This is a genomic window from Bartonella sp. AA89HNZF, assembly GCF_042196905.1.
Classification (GTDB): domain Bacteria; phylum Pseudomonadota; class Alphaproteobacteria; order Rhizobiales; family Rhizobiaceae; genus Bartonella.
Window position 1 is genome coordinate 38,490 of record NZ_JBHIRD010000013.1, and the last position, 19,096, is coordinate 57,585.

13 protein-coding genes, 3 tRNA genes and 2 pseudogenes are annotated in these 19,096 nt (G+C 37.5%); 16 read left to right on the plus strand and 2 right to left on the minus strand.

The window, feature by feature from the left end:
- Position 1: 1 nt before the first annotated feature.
- From ACFIN0_RS06825 to ACFIN0_RS06855, 7 genes and pseudogenes are all read left to right on the plus strand, one after another.
- Positions 2-1,360, plus strand: a complete 1,359-nt coding sequence (locus tag ACFIN0_RS06825) for a sigma-54-dependent transcriptional regulator (protein WP_375606243.1) — start codon at positions 2-4, stop codon at positions 1,358-1,360.
- A 4-nt stretch (positions 1,361-1,364) separates the two neighbouring features.
- The gene (trkA, locus tag ACFIN0_RS06830; RefSeq protein WP_375606242.1) at positions 1,365-2,741 is read left to right on the plus strand and encodes a Trk system potassium transporter TrkA; all 1,377 of its coding nucleotides are present in this window, start codon (positions 1,365-1,367) and stop codon (positions 2,739-2,741) included.
- A 76-nt stretch (positions 2,742-2,817) separates the two neighbouring features.
- A pseudogene (locus tag ACFIN0_RS06835) lies at positions 2,818-3,559 on the plus strand (hypothetical protein).
- A gap of 146 nt (positions 3,560-3,705) precedes the next feature.
- Complete coding sequence (gene clpP, locus ACFIN0_RS06840) at positions 3,706-4,338, plus strand: ATP-dependent Clp endopeptidase proteolytic subunit ClpP (RefSeq protein WP_375606241.1); 633 nt, start codon at positions 3,706-3,708, stop codon at positions 4,336-4,338.
- 183 nt (positions 4,339-4,521) lie between these two features.
- Positions 4,522-5,796, plus strand: a complete 1,275-nt coding sequence (clpX, locus tag ACFIN0_RS06845) for an ATP-dependent Clp protease ATP-binding subunit ClpX (RefSeq protein WP_375606240.1) — start codon at positions 4,522-4,524, stop codon at positions 5,794-5,796.
- A 183-nt stretch (positions 5,797-5,979) separates the two neighbouring features.
- Positions 5,980-8,406 carry an endopeptidase La gene (gene lon / locus ACFIN0_RS06850; RefSeq protein WP_375606239.1) on the plus strand — a complete coding sequence of 809 codons (2,427 nt, stop codon included), beginning with the start codon at positions 5,980-5,982 and terminating at the stop codon, positions 8,404-8,406.
- Positions 8,407-8,637: 231 nt separating this feature from the next.
- Complete coding sequence (locus ACFIN0_RS06855) at positions 8,638-8,916, plus strand: HU family DNA-binding protein (protein WP_273791158.1); 279 nt, start codon at positions 8,638-8,640, stop codon at positions 8,914-8,916.
- 1,184 nt (positions 8,917-10,100) lie between these two features.
- On the opposite strand, the gene trmFO is transcribed toward ACFIN0_RS06855, so the two are convergent.
- Positions 10,101-11,513: a methylenetetrahydrofolate--tRNA-(uracil(54)-C(5))-methyltransferase (FADH(2)-oxidizing) TrmFO gene (gene trmFO, locus ACFIN0_RS06860; RefSeq protein ID WP_375702180.1), complete on the minus strand. Its 1,413-nt coding sequence runs from the start codon at positions 11,511-11,513 to the stop codon at positions 10,101-10,103.
- Between the two features lie 133 nt (positions 11,514-11,646).
- Between trmFO and ACFIN0_RS06865 the strand changes: the two genes are divergently transcribed.
- From ACFIN0_RS06865 to ACFIN0_RS06890, 6 genes are all read left to right on the plus strand, one after another.
- A tRNA-Leu gene (locus tag ACFIN0_RS06865) sits at positions 11,647-11,729 on the plus strand.
- A gap of 134 nt (positions 11,730-11,863) precedes the next feature.
- Positions 11,864-13,291, plus strand: coding sequence for a trigger factor (gene tig, locus ACFIN0_RS06870; RefSeq protein WP_375702181.1), 1,428 nt, complete (start codon positions 11,864-11,866; stop codon positions 13,289-13,291).
- 127 nt (positions 13,292-13,418) lie between these two features.
- Positions 13,419-14,918, plus strand: coding sequence for an Asp-tRNA(Asn)/Glu-tRNA(Gln) amidotransferase subunit GatB (gene gatB, locus ACFIN0_RS06875; protein ID WP_375702182.1), 1,500 nt, complete (start codon positions 13,419-13,421; stop codon positions 14,916-14,918).
- 181 nt (positions 14,919-15,099) lie between these two features.
- A complete protein-coding gene (locus ACFIN0_RS06880) occupies positions 15,100-15,498 on the plus strand; it encodes an NADH:ubiquinone oxidoreductase subunit NDUFA12 (protein ID WP_375606235.1) in 399 nt (132 codons plus the stop codon).
- Positions 15,499-15,589: 91 nt separating this feature from the next.
- Positions 15,590-16,015: a DUF2155 domain-containing protein gene (locus tag ACFIN0_RS06885; RefSeq protein WP_375606465.1), complete on the plus strand. Its 426-nt coding sequence runs from the start codon at positions 15,590-15,592 to the stop codon at positions 16,013-16,015.
- Between the two features lie 871 nt (positions 16,016-16,886).
- Complete coding sequence (locus ACFIN0_RS06890) at positions 16,887-17,618, plus strand: rhomboid family intramembrane serine protease (RefSeq protein WP_375606234.1); 732 nt, start codon at positions 16,887-16,889, stop codon at positions 17,616-17,618.
- Here ACFIN0_RS06890 and ACFIN0_RS06895 read toward each other — a convergent pair.
- Entirely contained in the window at positions 17,615-18,445 is an 831-nt protein-coding gene (locus ACFIN0_RS06895; RefSeq protein WP_375702183.1) for a TrmH family RNA methyltransferase, read from the minus strand. The two genes, ACFIN0_RS06890 and ACFIN0_RS06895, sit on opposite strands and share 4 nt — an antisense overlap.
- 205 nt (positions 18,446-18,650) lie before the next feature.
- Here ACFIN0_RS06895 and ACFIN0_RS06900 point away from each other — a divergent pair.
- The 3 genes and pseudogenes from ACFIN0_RS06900 to ACFIN0_RS06910 form a co-directional block, all read left to right on the plus strand.
- Positions 18,651-18,734: transfer RNA gene (locus ACFIN0_RS06900), tRNA-Tyr, on the plus strand.
- A gap of 31 nt (positions 18,735-18,765) precedes the next feature.
- Positions 18,766-18,839 (plus strand) — tRNA-Gly (locus ACFIN0_RS06905).
- Between the two features lie 181 nt (positions 18,840-19,020).
- Positions 19,021-19,096, plus strand: a pseudogene (locus tag ACFIN0_RS06910) (elongation factor Tu); the annotation flags it as partial.

Here is a 19,096-nt window from a genome sequence, read left to right on the forward strand (position 1 = left end):
TATGGTATCAGATATCTTGATTGTTGATGATGAAGCGGATATTCGTGAACTTGTTGCTGGTATTTTGGATGATGAAGGCTATGAAACGCGTGTTGCTTGTAACTCTGATGAAGCATTAGCTCAAATTAGTGAACGTATTCCAAAGCTCATTTTTTTAGATATTTGGTTACAGGGGAGTCGCCTCGATGGTTTAGCACTGCTTGATGAAATTAAAACACACTATCCAGCTCTTCCGGTCGTTATGATCTCTGGTCATGGTAATATTGAGACGGCTGTTTCCGCTATAAAGCGAGGAGCCTATGATTTCATTGAAAAACCTTTTAAAGCTGATAGACTTGTATTGGTTGCAGAGAGAACACTTGAAAATTCAAATTTAAAACGTGAGCTTTTAGAATTGCGAAAACGTTCGAACGAGACATTAGAGTTGCTCGGAAAATCGACAGTTATAAAAAATTTGCGTCAAATCATAGAAAAAGTAGCACCAACCAATAGTCGCATCATGATAACAGGTCCTTCAGGGGCAGGAAAAGAGACTGTTGCACGAACTATTCATGCGCTCTCCACGCGTTCGAATGGGCCATTTGTTACAATAAATGCTGCAACGATTACTCCGGAAAGAATGGAAATAGAGCTGTTTGGCAGCGAAATGGAGGGAAGAGAGCGTAAAATCGGTGCCTTAGAGGAAGCCCATGGCGGAATACTTTATCTTGATGAAATTGCTGATATGCCACGTGAGACTCAAGGTAAGATTCTTAGGGTGTTAACGGGGCAAACATTTGAGAGAGTTGGCGGTACAAAACGTGTTAAAGTAGATGTTCGTATCATTTCTTCGACAGCGCAAAATCTTGAAAACCTCATTTCTGACGGGCGCTTTAGAGAAGATCTTTTCCACCGTCTTTCCGTTGTTCCCATTACTGTTCCGCCCCTTTCTGCTCGTCGTGAAGATATTCCAGAACTTGTCCATCATTTTGTAAAAACAATATCACAGCAGGTTGGGATTAAGCCACGTGAAATCAGTGATGATGTGATTGCTATTTTGCAAACGCATGCTTGGCCGGGTAATGTAAGACAATTACGTAATAATATTGAGCGTCTTCTTATTCTTGTGCGGGATGGGGATGGTCCTATAACAGCGGATTTTCTTCCCAGTGAAGTGAATGATTCTTTGCCACGTCTTCAAATGGATTCGGATGAGAGTATAATGGATTTACCGTTGCGTGAAGCACGAGAATTGTTTGAAAAGAGATATTTAGTGGCGCAGATTGGACGTTTGGGTGGAAATATATCGCGTACTGCTGAATTTATAGGCATGGAGCGTTCAGCTTTGCACCGTAAACTTAAAGCGCTTGGAGTTTCTTAAAGCGATGCGTATTATTATTTGTGGAGCAGGACAGGTTGGTTATGGGATAGCAGAGCGTCTTGCTGCTGAAAATCACGATGTTACTGTTATTGATATTGAAACGAGATTAATTGAAAAGATTCGCGATACATTGGATGTGAGAGGTTTTGTTGGTCACGGTTCACGGCCTGAAGTTCTTTTGGCTGCAGATGCAGACAAAGCTGATATGTTGATTGCTGTCACTTTGTTTGATGAAGTTAATATGGTAGCTTGCCAAGTAGCACATTCATTATTTAATGTGCCCACAAAAATTGCTCGTATTCGCTCACAATCTTATTTAGAACCACGTTATAAGACGCTTTTTTCTAGAGAAAATATTCCTATTGATGTGGTTATTTCGCCAGAAGTTGAAGTTGGGGAAATGGTTTTGCGTCGTATTGCTTTACCTGGTGCAATAGATGTTCTTTATTTTTGTAATGATGATATTGTTGCGTTAGCCTTGGAATGCATGGAAGATTGTCCCGTTATTAATACACCTTTGCGTCAATTAACAGAGCTTTTTCCAGATCTTCAAACAACGGTTACCGCTATTAAACGTGGCTCGGAATTATTGATTGCACATTCAGAAACGCAATTACGTGTCGGTGATATAACCTATCTTGTTGTTGCTCGTGAACAGATGCGTCGTGCTGTTGGGCTTTTTGGTCATAAAGAACAAGATGCCCACCGCATGATTATTGCAGGGGGTGGTCACATTGGCCTTTATGTTGCACAGGCTATTGAAAAGCGTTTCCATAAATTAAAATTGAAGATTATAGAAGCGCATAGAGAAAGAGCCCTCACAATTGCTGATCAGCTTGAAAAAACAACAGTTTTATACGGTAATGTGTTAGATCCAGTGATTCTTCAAGATGCGGGAATTGATCAGTCCGATTTAATGATTACATTAACCAATCAAGATCAGGTTAATCTCTTAAGCGCTATTATTGCTAAAAGATTGGGCTGCAAAGCCAATATGGTATTGATTAATAATGTTGCCTATCAAGAATTTAGTCGTGCTGTTGGTGTGGATGCATATCTTAATCCCCATAGCGTTACAATATCGAGAATTTTGCAACAAATGCGCCGTGGGCGTATTCGTTCTGTTCATTCAGTTTTTAATGGCCGAGCAGAAATTATTGAAGCTGAAGTGATGCAAACATCTTCATTGGTTGGTAAGTCATTATCAGAGCTCAATTTATCAGATGGTTTGAGAATTGGTGCAATTTATCGCAATAAGACAATAATACAGCTTTCGGCAGATACGCGTATTTTATCTGGTGATAGAATAGTGATTTTTGCTCTTGCTGAGTTCGTTCGTGATGTTGAACAACTATTTCGCGTAAGTTTAGAATATTTTTGATATATTATCTACGGATATTTGTACTTTTTGGTATAGTGGACAATTAAGATTGGTGGATAGGCTTTGTTTGTCCTCAATGGTTAAAACTGGACAGCGCGTTAAGCTTTTTAGTTATGATAAAAAATAGATAATCTTCCTGCTGGTGTTGAGCTGCATGAAGCCGAATCAATTTTACCACGCTCAGCAATTTATCGCCTTGACCCCGATTTTTCTGATGATAAACTATGGTGTACAATTGTTCAGTTCTCGGATTTTTTTCGTGTTATGCTGATGAAATATCAACAAGGTGTTTGGTTAGATACAGATGTTTACCTTGTTAAACAATTTCAGCCAGATACGGAGAAGGTTTGGTTGGCAAGAGAAAATAATATAAGAGTGGGCGTTTCTGCACTTTATTTTCCGCCCGATAACCCTATTATAAAAGTATTTGAAGATTATTGGGCAGGCGCAGAAATTATTCCTTATTGGCTTGGGTTTAAGCGTCGTGTTTGGAGACCGTTCTGGTTAAAGAGGAAAAAATGCCGATTTTACCAGGAAATCTTGGCATTACGATATTTGGTAATGATGGTATTTCACGATTAGCAAAACGATATGGTTTTTTTCATGAAGCAAAGGAAAAGGAAACTTTTTATTATTGGACTGGGCGAAAGTCTGAATATATCTTTGAACCAGCTTTTGGCGTAAAACCGCTCACCGATTCACGCTTGATAGGATTTCATATTCACAGAAAGATAAAGACGACGCAAAAACCTCAGGAAGGAAGTTTTTACCATTGGGCGGTATCTCGCATTCCTGATATTCATGATTTTTTTAGGTAGAGTTATTATTGCTATTTTAATAATTGGGATTTTAATCTATCCTAAACAGCTTTTGATTGTAGCTTGCACAAGAGAGTAATGTTAACAAATGGATAAAAACATTGAATGTGTAAAGAGCGATTGTTATATGAACGGAAAGTAAAAATATGAGTGATCTAATGAAAACGACATTAAGCCTTGTTCCTATGGTTATTGAACAAACCAATCGTGGTGAACGGGCCTATGATATTTTTTCCCGTCTTTTAAAGGAGCGGATTATTTTTATTAATGGTCCTGTTGAAGATGGTATGGCAATGCTTGTTTGTGCACAATTGCTTTTCTTGGAAGCGGAAAATCCTAAAAAAGAAATTAGTCTTTATATTAATTCTCCAGGTGGTGTTGTGACATCTGGTATGGCTATTTATGATACTATGCAGTTTATTCGTCCTCCTGTTTCTACGCTGTGCATGGGGCAGGCGGCATCTATGGGGTCTTTATTGTTAACAGCTGGAGCAAAGGGGCATCGTTTTACATTGCCAAATGCGCGTATTATGGTGCATCAGCCATCTGGTGGTTTTCAAGGCCAGGCTTCAGATATTGAGCGACATGCACAAGATATTATAAAGATGAAACGGCGCTTAAATGAAATTTATGTTCAACATACAGGTCAAGATTATGAGGTCATTGAAAAAACTCTCGATCGCGATCATTTTATGACAGCAGAAGAAGCCAAAGCGTTTGGCTTAGTTGATGATGTTATACAATATCGTGCAGAAACTGAAAAAGAAGAAAAAGATTAAGAATTTTTATAGAAAAAATAGCTACTTTAAAATAAAGAGTTTTATAAAAATATCGCAAAGTTTAGAGAAACACCTAAAAATATTGAGACATGCATGGTTTTCTATATGTCTTTTAGTTTTCATGATGAAAAGCTTCCTTTGAAAAGGCGAAGTGTTCATATATCGTGGTGAAAGGAAAGAAAAATGAGCAAAATTAGCAATAGCGGGAACGAATCAAAAAATACTCTCTATTGCTCGTTCTGCGGCAAGAGTCAGCATGAGGTGCGTAAGCTCATTGCGGGGCCTACTGTATTTATCTGTGATGAATGTGTAGAGCTTTGCATGGATATTATTCGGGAAGAAAATAAGTCTTCTGGGGTTAAGGTGCGTGATGGTGTTCCTACGCCACAGGAAATTATAACAGTTCTTGATGATTATGTTATTGGTCAGCAGCATGCAAAGCGTGTTCTTTCTGTTGCTGTTCATAATCATTATAAACGATTGGCGCATCAGTCTAAAAGCAATGATATTGAGTTAACTAAATCAAATATTCTTCTTGTTGGTCCAACGGGTTGTGGTAAAACTTATCTTGCACAAACATTAGCACGTATTATTGATGTACCTTTTACGATGGCGGATGCGACCACTTTGACTGAAGCAGGCTATGTGGGTGAAGATGTTGAAAATATTATTTTGAAGCTTCTTCAAGCTGCGGATTATAATGTTGAACGTGCGCAGCGTGGTATTGTTTATATTGATGAGGTCGATAAGATTTCTCGTAAAGCAGATAATCCTTCTATTACAAGAGATGTTTCGGGAGAAGGAGTTCAGCAAGCGTTATTAAAGATTATGGAAGGAACGATTGCTTCTGTTCCTCCACAAGGTGGACGTAAACATCCGCAACAAGAGTTTCTTCAGGTTGATACCACAAACATCTTATTCATTTGTGGGGGAGCTTTTGCAGGTTTAGAACGGATTATTTCAGGGCGTGGTGAAAAAACTTCTATTGGTTTTTCTGCGACTGTTAAGGCTCCGGATGAGCGTTGTGTCGGTGAAATTTTTCGTGATTTAGAGCCTGAGGATCTTATAAAATTTGGTTTAATACCAGAGTTTATTGGGCGGCTTCCTATAGTCGCCACCTTAGAGGATTTAGATGTTAACGCCCTCATGCAAATTTTATCCCAACCTAAAAATGCGTTAGTAAAGCAATATCAGCGTCTTTTTGAAATGGAGAATGTTGAGTTAGCATTTCATGAAGATGCTTTACGTGTTATTGCAAAGAAAGCAATTGAACGTAAAACTGGTGCTCGTGGTTTACGTTCTATTATGGAGAAGATCCTTCTTGAGACGATGTTTGAGCTACCGGCTCTTGAAGGCGTTCAAAAAGTGGTTATTTCGAGTGATGTCGTTGATGGGAAAGCGCGTCCTCTTTATATTTACTCAGAACGTGCAGAAGATAAAGAAAATGTATCAGCATGACATTGTGCGATGCGCAATATAAAAGGTGGTAATGAACGGTATTTGATAGGTATTTCTAATAATATCATTATAATGCTTGATTTATGTATGAGTAATTACCACTTCATGTACAGTGAAGAGCTGAGATTTTCTACAGGTGGGCTAATTGTTGTAGATAGCTCATAGGCTCCAGAAAGGAGAGTTATGCAATATATTGATGAAAAGACAGATGAAGTAAGAGATGGGGTTTATGCTGTTTTACCTCTTCGTGATATTGTTGTCTTCCCCCATATGATTGTTCCACTTTTTGTGGGTCGCGAAAAATCAATTCGTGCTCTTGAAGAAACGATGGCGGTTGATAAGCAAATACTCTTGGTGACACAAAAAAATGCTTCTGATGACGATCCAAAATCAGAGGATATTTATCATATTGGTACATTTGCTAATATTCTTCAACTTTTAAAGCTTCCTGATGGTACTGTAAAGGTTTTGGTTGAAGGAACTGCACGTGCAAAAATTAGTCAATTTGCTTTAAGTGAAGGTTATCATCAGGCTTTTGCGACTGTTACAGAAGAACCTAGAGAGAGTGATGTTGAGATTGAAGCTCTTTCAAGGTCAGTGATTGCTTATTTTGAAAACTATGTAAAGCTTAATAAAAAAATCTCTCCTGAAGTTGTGAATGCGATTGGCCAGCTTGATAATCCTTCTAAGCTTGCCGATACGATTGCTTCTCATTTGATGATTAAACTTGCAGAAAAACAGGAGATATTAGAGCTCTTACCTGTGCGGGCCCGTCTTGAACGTGTTTTGTCCTTCATGGAAGGAGAAATTTCTGTTTTGCAGGTTGAAAAACGTATTCGTTCGCATGTTAAACGGCAAATGGAAAAAAACCAACGAGAATATTATCTCAATGAGCAGATGAAGGCTATTCAAAAAGAGTTAGGAGCAGGTGATGATAGCCGAGATGAACTCTCTGAATTAGAAGAACGTATCAAGAATACAAAACTATCCAAGGAAGCACAGGAAAAAGCTGGAGCAGAATTGAGAAAATTACGGAATATGTCTCCTATGTCTGCAGAAGCGACAGTTGTACGTAATTATCTTGATTGGTTATTAGCAATGCCTTGGGGTAAAAAATCTAAGATTAAAAACAATTTAGATTTTGCTGAAAAGGTCATGAATAATGAACATTTCGGTCTTGAAAAAGTTAAGGAGCGAATTATTGAGTATTTGGCTGTACAAAGTCGCGCATCAAAGATAAAAGGTCCCATTATTTGTTTGTTAGGTCCTCCTGGTGTGGGGAAAACATCATTAGCGCGCTCTATTGCAAAGGCAACGGGACGTGAGTATGTTCGTATCTCATTGGGAGGTGTCCGAGATGAAGCAGAAATTCGTGGACATCGCCGAACATATATTGGATCGATGCCTGGAAAAATTATCCAGTCTATGAAAAAAGCAAAAAAATCTAATCCACTTTTCTTGCTTGATGAAATTGATAAGATGGGCCAAGATTTTCGTGGCGATCCTTCATCCGCTTTATTAGAAGTTCTTGATCCTGAACAAAATGGTACATTCATTGATCATTATTTGGAAGTTGAATATGATCTTTCTGATGTCATGTTTATCACGACGGCAAATACGCTTAATATTCCAGGTCCATTAATGGATCGAATGGAAATTATTCGTATTGCGGGTTATACTGAATGTGAGAAAATGGAAATTGTTAAACAGCATCTTTTACCAAAGGCACTAAAAGATCACTGTTTGTCTAAAAAAGAGCTCAGCATTTCTGATGGAGCGCTCAGGTCGATTATTCAGTTTTACACACGTGAAGCAGGAGTTCGTAACCTTGAGCGTGAACTCATGAAAGTTGCCCGTAAATCTGTTACAAAAATTCTCAAAACAAATCAAAAATCTGTAAAAGTTACAGAAAATAATATCAATGATTTTTTGGGTGTTAAACGTTACCACTATAATCAGATTGAAGGAGAAAATCAAATTGGTGTTGTGACAGGCCTTGCGTGGACAGAAGTTGGTGGAGAGTTATTGACCATTGAAGGGGTCATGATGCCTGGAAAAGGCAAGATGACTGTAACTGGAAATTTACGTGACATTATGAAAGAGTCCATTTCAGCAGCAGCATCTTATGTACGTTCTCGTGCTGTTGATTTTGGTATTGAACCTCCACTTTTTGAAAAACGCGATATCCATGTTCATGTTCCAGAGGGGGCGACACCCAAAGATGGCCCATCTGCTGGGATTGCAATGGTGACAGCAATTGTTTCTGTACTTACAGGGATAGCGGTGCATAAAGATATTGCAATGACTGGTGAAATTACTTTACGTGGACGTGTTTTACCAATTGGTGGATTAAAAGAAAAACTCTTAGCAGCTCTTCGAGGAGGGATAAAAAAAGTCCTTATTCCTGAAGAAAACGCAAAAGATTTGGTTGACATTCCTGATGATGTCAAAAATAACATGGAAATTATTCCGGTAAGTCATGTGAGTGAAGTTTTGAAGCACGCTTTGGTTCATTTTCCTGATACTATTGAATGGAAGGAGCCTTCTGCAGTGGCTGTCCCCATCAGATCAGAGGGCAGCGATAGTGAAGGAATACAGATTGCACACTGATTCACTTATCTCATTTATAACGGCATTTTTTAGGTGGTAGAAGGTGTTTTTGAGGTTATTATTCTGTTTTTTGTTGGAAAAAGTGAAAAATTCCGTGAATAACTATGATTATTGCTAAAAAAACAATGTTTTGGATAAAAATAAGACTTCTGTTTGCTGTACTTTTCAATAAACTGAGCAATAACATGATTAAGTCATGTTGTCAGGTAATATAGGGAAAGGAAATATTTTATGAATAAAAGTGAATTGGTTAGCTCCGTTGCTGAAAAGGCAGGTGTTTCGAAAGCGCAAGCTGGTGCTGTTGTGGATGCTTTTATGGCTTCTGTAACAGAAGCTTTAGCTTCAGGGGGAGATGTTCGTCTTCCAGGTTTTGGCACTTTTGAAGTTTCTCATCGTGCGGCAACAAAGGGGCGTAATCCTTCAACGGGTGCTGAAATCGATATTCCAGCACGTTCTGTACCCAAGTTTTCTGCAGGAAAAAGCCTTAAAGAAGCAGTTAATAAAAAATAATTTAGGCTACATTAAAAAAACCCGATTTATTTATAAGCGGGTTTTTTTTAACACATGTGTTATGCTCGTTTTTCATATAAAAATTCTGAATCTTTGCGGTATTTTTCTTATTTATATATTTTGGTATTTTTAAATGATTTCAAATATTGCGTAAAATACCGTAGATTTGGAGTGGGTTGTTTTTAGCCATTTTTAATGGAATAGAGTACTGTATCGTTTATAAAATGTGATGGGAGCTTTTATTATACCTTAAAGTGCTTGATCTTTATTTAAAAATAAAGACCTGTAAATAGTGTAAGACGAAAAGCTCTATGAAGTGTATAAAAGCTATTATATAGCACCATTTTTACGCTTAATAAAAGAGTAAGGGGGGTGTCGTCATGCTATTTTCAGTTCCTATACTGTTGTGACGAGCTTTCAGTATTTGAGATGGATTCACAAGGAGTAGTTTTATTCATTTTTTCATAGTTCTTTATTTACACACTAGCTTCGCTTGCGAAGCACCAAGCGGATGATTTTCATTGTTTTACTATAAGATGAGTTTGAAATAAAAGAATTTTACGATATTCAGGTTTTTCATGCAATATAGAAAGATACAAATTATTATTATAAATCAATTCATTGTAAATTAATAAAGTAGCATCATCATTCTTTTTCTTTTTTAATATTGTGATTTTTCTTGGTGCTTGAAATGAAAGAGAGATTAGGCTCTGTCTTAAAATATTTTTTCTTCCTGTCTTTATTTTACTTGTGATATGCAGGCGAGCGTTTTTTTTCATCATACAAGAGTTAAAATGAGAGAATATCACAAATTTTGAGGGAGGAGGTTACAAAACAAAAAAATGGCTCTTATAAAATAATATACATTACATAATATAAAAACTATTAGTAAAGATAATAGAGTATTAATTGTGTATTTTTCATCTATTTATTTTTTTGATTATTCATAATATATTTATATGATTATTTTGTTTTTAGTCATTAAATCATATTAAATTGTTGATAGCAGTAAAGTTTTTTTATAGCAAAAAGTTATTTTACAGCACCTGCAAAATTGAATAAATGATGAAACGTAGGGTAGTATTTATTGATTGGGGGAGGTAGTCTTTAAAAGGCTTTAGAATGATTTTTTCACGAGAGTCATAAAGATCTATTCAGTAGGTGAGAGGCGAATCGTATGTTTTTTATAAACAGGAGCTCTTTGATTCTTTATCTGCTAACCATTGAGTACAATCATTGAGAGCTCTCGCTGTTATGGCTTGTTTTTTTACTAATTTTTTTTCTTTACTTGGCAAGCGTTTTTCTGAATGTTTAATAGAAGTAATAGGGGGAAAGAGTCCGAAATTGATATTCATTGGCTGAAAGGATTGTCTTTCTGTTTCTTCTATTACAATATGCCCCCCCGTAATATGATGCAATAGGGCTCCGAATGCTGTAGTTTGTGGGGGTAGGCAAGGACAGTTATGATGATATTCGGCAGCAGCAAAACGTCCAGCAAGAAGCCCTATTGCCGCTGATTCTACATAACCTTCACATCCGGTAATTTGCCCTGCAAAGCGTAGTCGTTTTTTTTGTTTTAAACGAAGGGTTTGATCAAGAATGATTGGCGAGTTGAGGTAGGTATTGCGGTGAAGACCACCAAGACGCGCAAACTCTGCTTTTTCAAGACCGGGAATCGTTCTAAAAATGCGAATTTGTTCACCATATTTCAGTTTTGTTTGAAAGCCGACCATATTATAAAGCGTTCCAAGTTTATTATCTTGGCGTAATTGAACAACAGCATAAGGTTTAACTGTAGGGTTATGGGCATTGGTTAAGCCCATAGGTTTCATAGGTCCATGTCTTAAAGTTTCAAGTCCGCGTTCAGCCATAATTTCAATGGGTAGGCACCCATCAAAATAGGGTGTTTTTTCAAAGTCACGAAACTCTGTTTTGTCGGCATTTTTTAACGCTTGAACGAATGTTTCATACTGTTCTTTATTTAAGGGACAATTAAGGTAATCTTTTCCTGTTCCTTCAGGACCAATTTTATCATAGCGAGATTGATACCAACAAATATTCATATCAATACTATCGGTATGGATAATAGGTGCAATAGCATCAAAAAAAGAGAGCGATTCTGTTCCGGTTATTGCTTGTAATTCTTGAGCAAGTGCAGATGAGGTAAGGGGACCTGTTGCGATGATAACATGTTTCCAAGCTTTAGGAATTTTTTGAACTTCTTCACGTTTGATTGTTATAAGAGGGTTGTTTTCTAGTGCTGTTGTGACGGTTTTTGAAAATCCATCACGGTCAACGGCAAGAGCACTCCCTGCAGGGACTTTATTGGTATCAGCAGCTTTCATAATTAATGATTTCGCTAATCGCATTTCAGCATGGAGAAGTCCTACGGCATTTGTTGATGAATCATCGCAACGAAATGAATTTGAACAAACTAGTTCTGCTAAATGATCGGTTTTATGGGCATCTGATTTTTTTAGGGGTCGCATTTCATGCAAAATAACAGAAATTCCTGACTGAGCGATTTGCCAGCTTGCTTCACACCCTGCAAGGCCGCCACCTATGATATGGATTGGAGTATCAAATGTCTTTAACATAATCGACTTTTAGCGTAAGCAGCCGTGTATGAAAAGCGTAGATTTTGTTTTTTTTAATATATTTGTTTGCTTTTTTTCTGTAATTAATGGTATAGAGACGCCGCTTGTATAAGGTTATTAGCTTGTCAGTTTGGCGGATGTGGCGAAATTGGTAGACGCACCAGATTTAGGTTCTGGCGGGAGACCGTGGGGGTTCGAGTCCCTCCATCCGCACCAAAGCAATCCCTTAAGTGCTACGGATTTCTACGTGTCTGGAATTCCGCTTCATGGTAATGTAACACTCGAAGTGTTAGAATGTAATGATTATTAGAGTGGGCATATCCCTCTCCTTAGAAAAATGAAGGTGTTTAATGCAGGTTACCGAGACGCTTAATGAAGGACTGAAGCGCGAAATTAAGATCGTGGTTCCAGCGAAAGATTTAGAAGAAAAGTTGAATGAACGGTTGGATGATACCAAGGGAAAAATCAAGCTTAATGGTTTTCGTCCGGGTAAAGTGCCTAGTGGGCATTTGCGAAAAATGTATGGTAAATCCTTTATGGCGGAGATTCTCAATGAGATACTCAGTGAGGCGCCTCGTTCTATTTTAGCGGACCGTAATGAACGTGCAGCGATGCAGCCAAAAATTGACATAGATGAAGATGAAAAAATTCTAGATGGCAAGGCTGATTTTACTTTTAGTTTAAAGTATGAAGTTTTACCAAAAATTGACATTAAAGATTTTAAACATATTGAAGTTATCCGTGAAATTGCAACTATCCCTGAACAGGAGATTGATGATCAAGTCAAACGCGTCCTTTCTTCTACACGTAATTATTCACTAAAAGAGGGGGCTTCTGAAGAAGGTGATCGTATTACCATAGATTATCAAGGTAAGCTTGAAGGCGTTCCATTTGAAGGTGGGACAGATAGTGATTCACAACTGATTCTTGGGTCAAAACAATTTATTCCTGGCTTTGAAGAGCAATTGGTCGGTGTGAAGGCTGGGGATGCAAAAACGATTTCTGTTAAATTTCCTGATAATTACAGTGCGGCACATTTGGCGGGAAGAGAAGCAGAGTTTGATATTACTGTTAAAGCTGTTTTTAAACCAGATGAATTAAAAGTTGATGATGAAGCAGCGCAAAAAGTTGGTTTAGAATCTCTAGATCGTTTACGTGAGGTCATTCGTGAACAGATTGAAAGCCAATATGGTTCAATGACACGTCAAAAAATTAAGCGTCAAATTCTTGATGCTTTAGATGCTGATTATAATTTTGAGATTCCTGAAGAGCTTTTAGAAATTGAGTTTAGCAATATATGGGCTCAGGTTAATGATGATTTGAAAAAGGCTGGGCGCAGTTTTGAAGATGAAGGTATTACAGAAGAAAAGGCAAGGGAGGAATATCGTGTCCTTGCACAGCGTCGTGTTCGACTTGGTTTAGTGCTTTCTGAAATTGGAGTAAAGGTTGGTGTTAAAGTTAGTGAGGATGAGCTAAAGGCAGCTGTTTTTGATCAGGTTCGCCAGTATCCTGGACAAGAGAAAGAAATTATGGATTTTTTCCGTAAGACGCCAGAAGCTGTTGAAAATCTGCGTGCTCCAATTTTTGAAGAAAAGGTCATTGATCATTTATTGGCACAGATAAAAGTCACGGATAAAGAAGTGACGGTTGAAGAGTTGATGAAAGAATATGACGAATCAGATGTTATTGAAAAAAAGCCAGCAAAGAAAAAATCTGCAGTGAAGGAAAAGTCCGCAGAGAAAACATCAGTTAAGAAAAAGGCTCCTAAAAAAGCTTAATATTTATGCAAACAACACAAGCCCGATAAAATCGGGCTTGTGTTGTAAGATTTATATCCTAGGATTGCACTGAGAATGGTTTTAGATAAGCCATGAGTGAATTTTAAATATTGGTAATGGATTGGCAATGAGCATCATTGATACGCGTATTCCTGATTCTAAGCGTTTTATTTCTGGAGTTACAGGTGATTGGGAAGTCATAATTGGCATGGAGGTTCATGCGCAAATCATATCAAATTCGAAACTTTTTTCAGGAGCATCCACCAAATTTGGAGCAGAGCCAAACAATCATGTATCCCTTATTGATGCAGCTATGCCAGGTATGTTGCCTGTTCTTAATCAAGAGTGTGTTCGTCAAGCGATTCGAACGGGGTTAGGATTAAAGGCGCGTATTAATTTAAAATCTGTTTTTGATCGCAAAAATTATTTTTATCCAGATTTACCGCAGGGATATCAGATTTCTCAGTTTCACTATCCCATTGTAGGAGAGGGGAAGATTATCATATCTGTTGGTCCAGATTCGAATGGCCAATTTGAGGATATAGAAGTGGGAATTGAGAGGTTGCATCTTGAACAGGATGCTGGAAAATCGATGCACGACCAACATCCAACGATGTCTTTTGTGGATCTTAATCGTTCTGGTGTTGCTCTTATGGAAATTGTTTCCAAGCCTGATATGCGCTCATCAGATGAAGCCAAAGCCTATATGACAAAATTGCGTACAATTGTTCGTTATTTGGGCACCTGCGATGGTAATATGGATGAAGGTTCTATGCGTGCGGATGTCAATGTATCCGTTCGTCGTCCTGGTGAAAAGTTTGGAACGCGTTGTGAAATCAAGAATGTTAATTCTATTCGCTTTATTGGCCAAGCAATTGAGTATGAAGCGCGTCGTCAGATCGCAATTTTAGAAGATGGAGGCGTCATAGATCAAGAGACTCGGCTTTTTGATGCCGCTAAAGGTGAAACGCGCTCTATGCGCTCAAAGGAAGAAGCACATGACTATCGTTATTTTCCTGATCCTGATCTTTTACCATTAGAATTTGATCAAGCATTTGTGGATGCTTTGGCAGCAGACTTACCAGAGTTGCCTGACGCTATAAAAGCACGTTTTGTTAAGGAAATGGGATTGACAGTGTATGATGCTTCCATTCTTGTGACAGAAAAGGCTATTGCTGATTATTTTGAAGAAGTAGCGCGTGGGCGTGATGGAAAAATAGTTGCCAATTGGGTGATTAACGACCTTTTAGGGGCTTTAAATAAAGATAATCGTGAGATTGAAGAGTCACCAGTATCGCCAAATCAATTGGGAAACATTATTGATCTTATAAAAGAAGGAGTTATTTCTGGAAAAATTGCCAAAGATCTTTTTGAGATTATTTGGAATGAGGGGGGAGATGCACGCCAAATTGTAGAAGAGCGAAATATGAAGCAGGTAACGGATACAATGGCTATTGAAAGAGCTGTTGATGAGATCGTTGCCAATAATTCTGATAAAGTTGCGCAAGCAAAGCACAAACCTGCTTTAGCTAGTTGGTTTGTTGGACAGGTAATGAAAGCAACAGGTGGTAAGGCAAATCCCCAAGCTGTTAATGAATTGGTTAAGATGAAACTTGGCATAGATTAAATTTTATGGGGTGGAGAAGAAGCCATACATATGATATCTTCTTGAAATTAAAGGATAGCACGTTAACCTATCAATTGGAATTGTAGTTGAATTTACTAGTAACTTTTTCGATAATTTCAATCGTTAATAATTTTATTCAAACGATTAATTTCATGAGCGCACTAAATGAATGGAATAGCAGATGGCTCGTTTTTTAAAGCAAATCTTCACATGGTGGAATGGCAATACCATTGGTACGCGTTTTTTCACATGGCGCAAAGGTAAGCGGATAGGGGAAGATCAGTTTGGAAATATATATTATGAAGGAGGACTTCATAAGGATGGTTATCCGCATCGTTGGGTTATTTATAAAGACTATTCTGAAGCCTCTACTATTCCACCAGGTTGGCACGGCTGGATTCATCATCGCTGTGAGTGTCCACCAACACAAGAGGATTATCATCCTTATGAATGGGAAAAGCCTCATGTTGCAAATATGACAGGAACAAGTGAGGGCTATCGACCAAAGGGGGCTATCACTTTCAATGGAGAGCATTCTTGTGTGCATGAAGATTATGATGCTTGGTCACCTAAAAAATAACATGTTTTTTAATGTACGTGTGTATTTTTGTCTTATTTGACTCTATGTTATGAAAAGAATTATTTTTTAAGGTGCGATTGATTTTGATATGATGAGATTTTTTTTATTGTTAGGGGTGAGGCATTTTATATATATTTTTTTTATGGGAATTTTAGTGTTTTTATCCTTAAATAATGGAGTGCGGGCTGAGCGTATTAGCAATGGAATTGCTGTTTTTGCAGGTCTTGACAAAATCACGGGACGGACCACACGTTTTGAAGTTACTCTTGGTAAAATTTATCAGTACGGCGCATTACAGGTAACACCACGTGCATGTTATACGAGTTCTAAAGATGAACCCACGCGTACAACTGGTTTTGTTGAAGTCAATGAAGTAACATTAGATAAAAAAATACGGCGTATTTTTACAGGATGGATGTTTGCAGATAGTCCTGGTTTGAACGCTGTTGAGCATCCTATTTATGATGTGTGGTTAAAGGATTGCAAGCAGAATTCTCAAGATCGTTCTCTTCAATAATTAGTGTGTTATCTATTTATAATACATTGATTTATAATAGTCCTTTATCATTTTACAACTTAATAGCAAATTCCTATGATTACCTCATTTAATTTTTTATATTAAATAATCCAAACTATTTTCTTGCGCGTTACAAGTGGCGGATGTGTCAATAAGACTGTCTGAGAAAGGAATAAAAAATTCCGTCATGAACTGTTTAAATTCAAAGATGCATCATTAGAATCAACATATTTTTTCAGTGTTTCATAAGAGATAGTTCTTGAATTATATCTGTTAAAGGTTGAAATGAAAGGCTTGTTTATATTTGTTAAAGAGATGAACTGACGCTTTTGCATGTATGAGGGAAACAGACTATCAAGTAAGTAATTCATCATGAAACACCAATTATTATATCTAGAGAACGCTGTATTGGTATTTTTTCTCATAGAGATGTCGTTTTTCGTTCAAAGCGTAGAAGCAATGCAGGCCATATTAATGGAAAAATTGAGATTTAAGATTCTGTAAAGTTTATCAATCGAGGTATAGCTTGTTTAAGAAATGCAATAATCAATATATTTCTAGTAAGAAAAGAATGTTTATATATTTTTATTATACACCACCTCATAGTGAGTTTGTCTATTCGTAAGTTCTTGTATATTGCATGGTAATTTCACATTTAAGTAAGCAGGATACCACTAAGTTTGTAAATCATATTCTTGATATCCATACTTTTTAAAATCTTTTGTATAAAATACACGTGTTTTCATGTAGAGCTATTGAAAATTTAAAAAGGGGCTTCGGAGGCGTTGAGAAGATTCTGCATCACTGGGAATGGTATATTTATTTTGTATAAAGAATAACCCATTTTCTAAAAAATACGAGATTTTATACAATGAAAGTTTCTAGTCACCAACATAATGATGTTTCCCGATTGCCGAAACAACCTAAAGAACCCTTATTGAATGTTCCATTTATTATAGTTGTTTTGATAGCATTTTGTTTTTGTCTTTATTGCATTTCTCAGTATTTTTTTTCTCATCATGTTTATGTTGAAAGCCTTGAGTTTTTTTCATTTATACCAGCATTGTTTAAGAGGCATCCTGTAGCATTTTGTTATACCATGGTAAGTTATTCATTTATGCATAGTAGTTTTAAACATGTTGCTCTTAATATGGTTTGGCTTTTGGTTTTCGGCTCTCCTTTAGCAAGGCATTTTGGTGTTTTACGTTTTTTAATTTTTTGGGTGTTAACGGCAGTTATTTCTGTTTTGACTTATTTTACATTTCATCAAGAAAGTACCATATCACTTATTGGGGCGTCAGGTGCCGTATCTGGAATGATGGGTGCTATTGCACGTTACGGTTTTCCTAGTGGTAATCTAGCTGTCAATGCGCAGAACGAAAAACTTTTGGGACCTTTATTGTCTGTCAAAAAAGCTCTGTGTTCTAAGGGGGTTCTTGTTTATATGAGTGTATGGCTGACGACTGATTTTATCATAGGTATTTCTTCTATTTTGTTTGAAGAAAATGGCATCTCAATAGCATGGGAAGCTCATATTGGCGGATTTCTTGCGGGTTTTTTGTTGGTTGGTTTTTTTGATGTTTCACAAAAAATTAAAAACTAGAATCTAAGATATTGATGTGCCACATAAAGAGCTATTGTTGCTGCATTTGAAACATTTAATGATTTAATATGTCCAGGCATATCAAGGCGTGTTAAAGCGCAAACGGTTTCGCGTGTTTTTTTACGCAAGCCTTTACCTTCTGCTCCTAAAACAAGAGCAATTTTATTTCCTTTTAATGCTGTTTCTAGAGGTTGTTCACCTTCTGAATCGAGACCAAAGCTTGTGAAACCTGTTTGATGAAGTTCTTGAAGAGCTTCAGCAAGGTTTCGTACGGTAATATAATGAATCATTTCCAGAGCTCCAGATGCTGCTTTCGCAAGAACACCGCTTTCGTGGGGAGAGTGACGGCAAGTTGTAATAAGTGCTTTAGCTTTCAATGCGACTGCAGAGCGCATAATAGCGCCAACATTATGTGGATCGGTAATTTGATCCATGACAATGACCAGATCAGTATTGGTTAGTTCCGACAGTTTGCATGGTTTGAGGGGGAGAGTTTCCAACACAACACCTTGATGAACTGCTTCACTTCCAACAAGCGAATCAAGATATTTGGGCGTGCATAATGTAACAGAGCAAGGATAATCTGATTCGGATATATTTAATCGTTTTAAGGCATTTTGTGTAACGTAAAGACATTTTAAAATTCTTTTTGGGTTTTCTAAAGCAGCCTGAACAGAATGAATGCCATAAAGATGGATGATCTCTTGCTGTAAAGAAGCAGCTTTCTTCTTTGGGTGTGTAAAAGATCGAGAAAGAGAGCCTTTTGTATCGCGATATCGGCGACGCAAACGAGCATAATGAGAATTTTGTGATGTTTTTTCTTTCATAGCTTCTTTATAACGTGTTAATAAGAAAAATAGAGAGAAAAAATCTATGATTTAAAATTATGAGCAGGAAATTTGTACAGAATTGTATTTATTCTGTTGACAGATACAATAGTAATCGTCATAACCACTTCGCAATCAGATTGAATTGAATGGGTATTCAAGATGGTTGTCGTGATGTCTCATTGCGCGACTTTATCGGTGTAATGGAGGGGTGCCCGAGTGGTTAAAGGGGGCGGACTGTAAATCCGTTGCGTATGCTACGTTGGTTCGAATCCAACCCCCTCCACCATTCATCGAAGGAGAGTTAGTACGTGGGTCATGCGGGTATAGCTCAATGGTAGAGCAGCAGCCTTCCAAGCTGAATATGCGGGTTCGATTCCCGCTACCCGCTCCAAATGGTTGTTGATGATTGGGCAAATAGGTATGATGGAGGATATTCCATTTATAGATTTGGTGGGGTTTTCCGTCTAAGAGTTGTGGTGATTGGGCTGTTTACAGTCTGGTCAGACTTAAGTTTTGCAGAACTGTCCCTAGGTGCTAATAAAAATAGGGAATAAAACAAGAGATTAATAGCAATGGCGAAGAGCAAGTTTGAACGAACAAAACCGCATGTTAATATTGGTACGATTGGTCACGTTGATCATGGGAAGA

Coding starts and splice junctions, on each gene's coding strand:
- trmFO (WP_375702180.1), bottom strand. CDS start 11,513: ATGTTAAAGACATTTGATACTCCAATCCATATCATAGGTGGCGGCCTT.
- tig (WP_375702181.1), top strand. CDS start 11,864: ATGCAGGTTACCGAGACGCTTAATGAAGGACTGAAGCGCGAAATTAAG.
- ACFIN0_RS06895 (WP_375702183.1), bottom strand. CDS start 18,445: ATGAAAGAAAAAACATCACAAAATTCTCATTATGCTCGTTTGCGTCGC.
- lon (WP_375606239.1), top strand. CDS start 5,980: ATGCAATATATTGATGAAAAGACAGATGAAGTAAGAGATGGGGTTTAT.
- clpX (WP_375606240.1), top strand. CDS start 4,522: ATGAGCAAAATTAGCAATAGCGGGAACGAATCAAAAAATACTCTCTAT.
- ACFIN0_RS06890 (WP_375606234.1), top strand. CDS start 16,887: ATGAAAGTTTCTAGTCACCAACATAATGATGTTTCCCGATTGCCGAAA.
- gatB (WP_375702182.1), top strand. CDS start 13,419: ATGAGCATCATTGATACGCGTATTCCTGATTCTAAGCGTTTTATTTCT.
- ACFIN0_RS06885 (WP_375606465.1), top strand. CDS start 15,590: ATGAGATTTTTTTTATTGTTAGGGGTGAGGCATTTTATATATATTTTT.
- trkA (WP_375606242.1), top strand. CDS start 1,365: ATGCGTATTATTATTTGTGGAGCAGGACAGGTTGGTTATGGGATAGCA.
- ACFIN0_RS06855 (WP_273791158.1), top strand. CDS start 8,638: ATGAATAAAAGTGAATTGGTTAGCTCCGTTGCTGAAAAGGCAGGTGTT.
- ACFIN0_RS06825 (WP_375606243.1), top strand. CDS start 2: ATGGTATCAGATATCTTGATTGTTGATGATGAAGCGGATATTCGTGAA.
- clpP (WP_375606241.1), top strand. CDS start 3,706: ATGAGTGATCTAATGAAAACGACATTAAGCCTTGTTCCTATGGTTATT.
- ACFIN0_RS06880 (WP_375606235.1), top strand. CDS start 15,100: ATGGCTCGTTTTTTAAAGCAAATCTTCACATGGTGGAATGGCAATACC.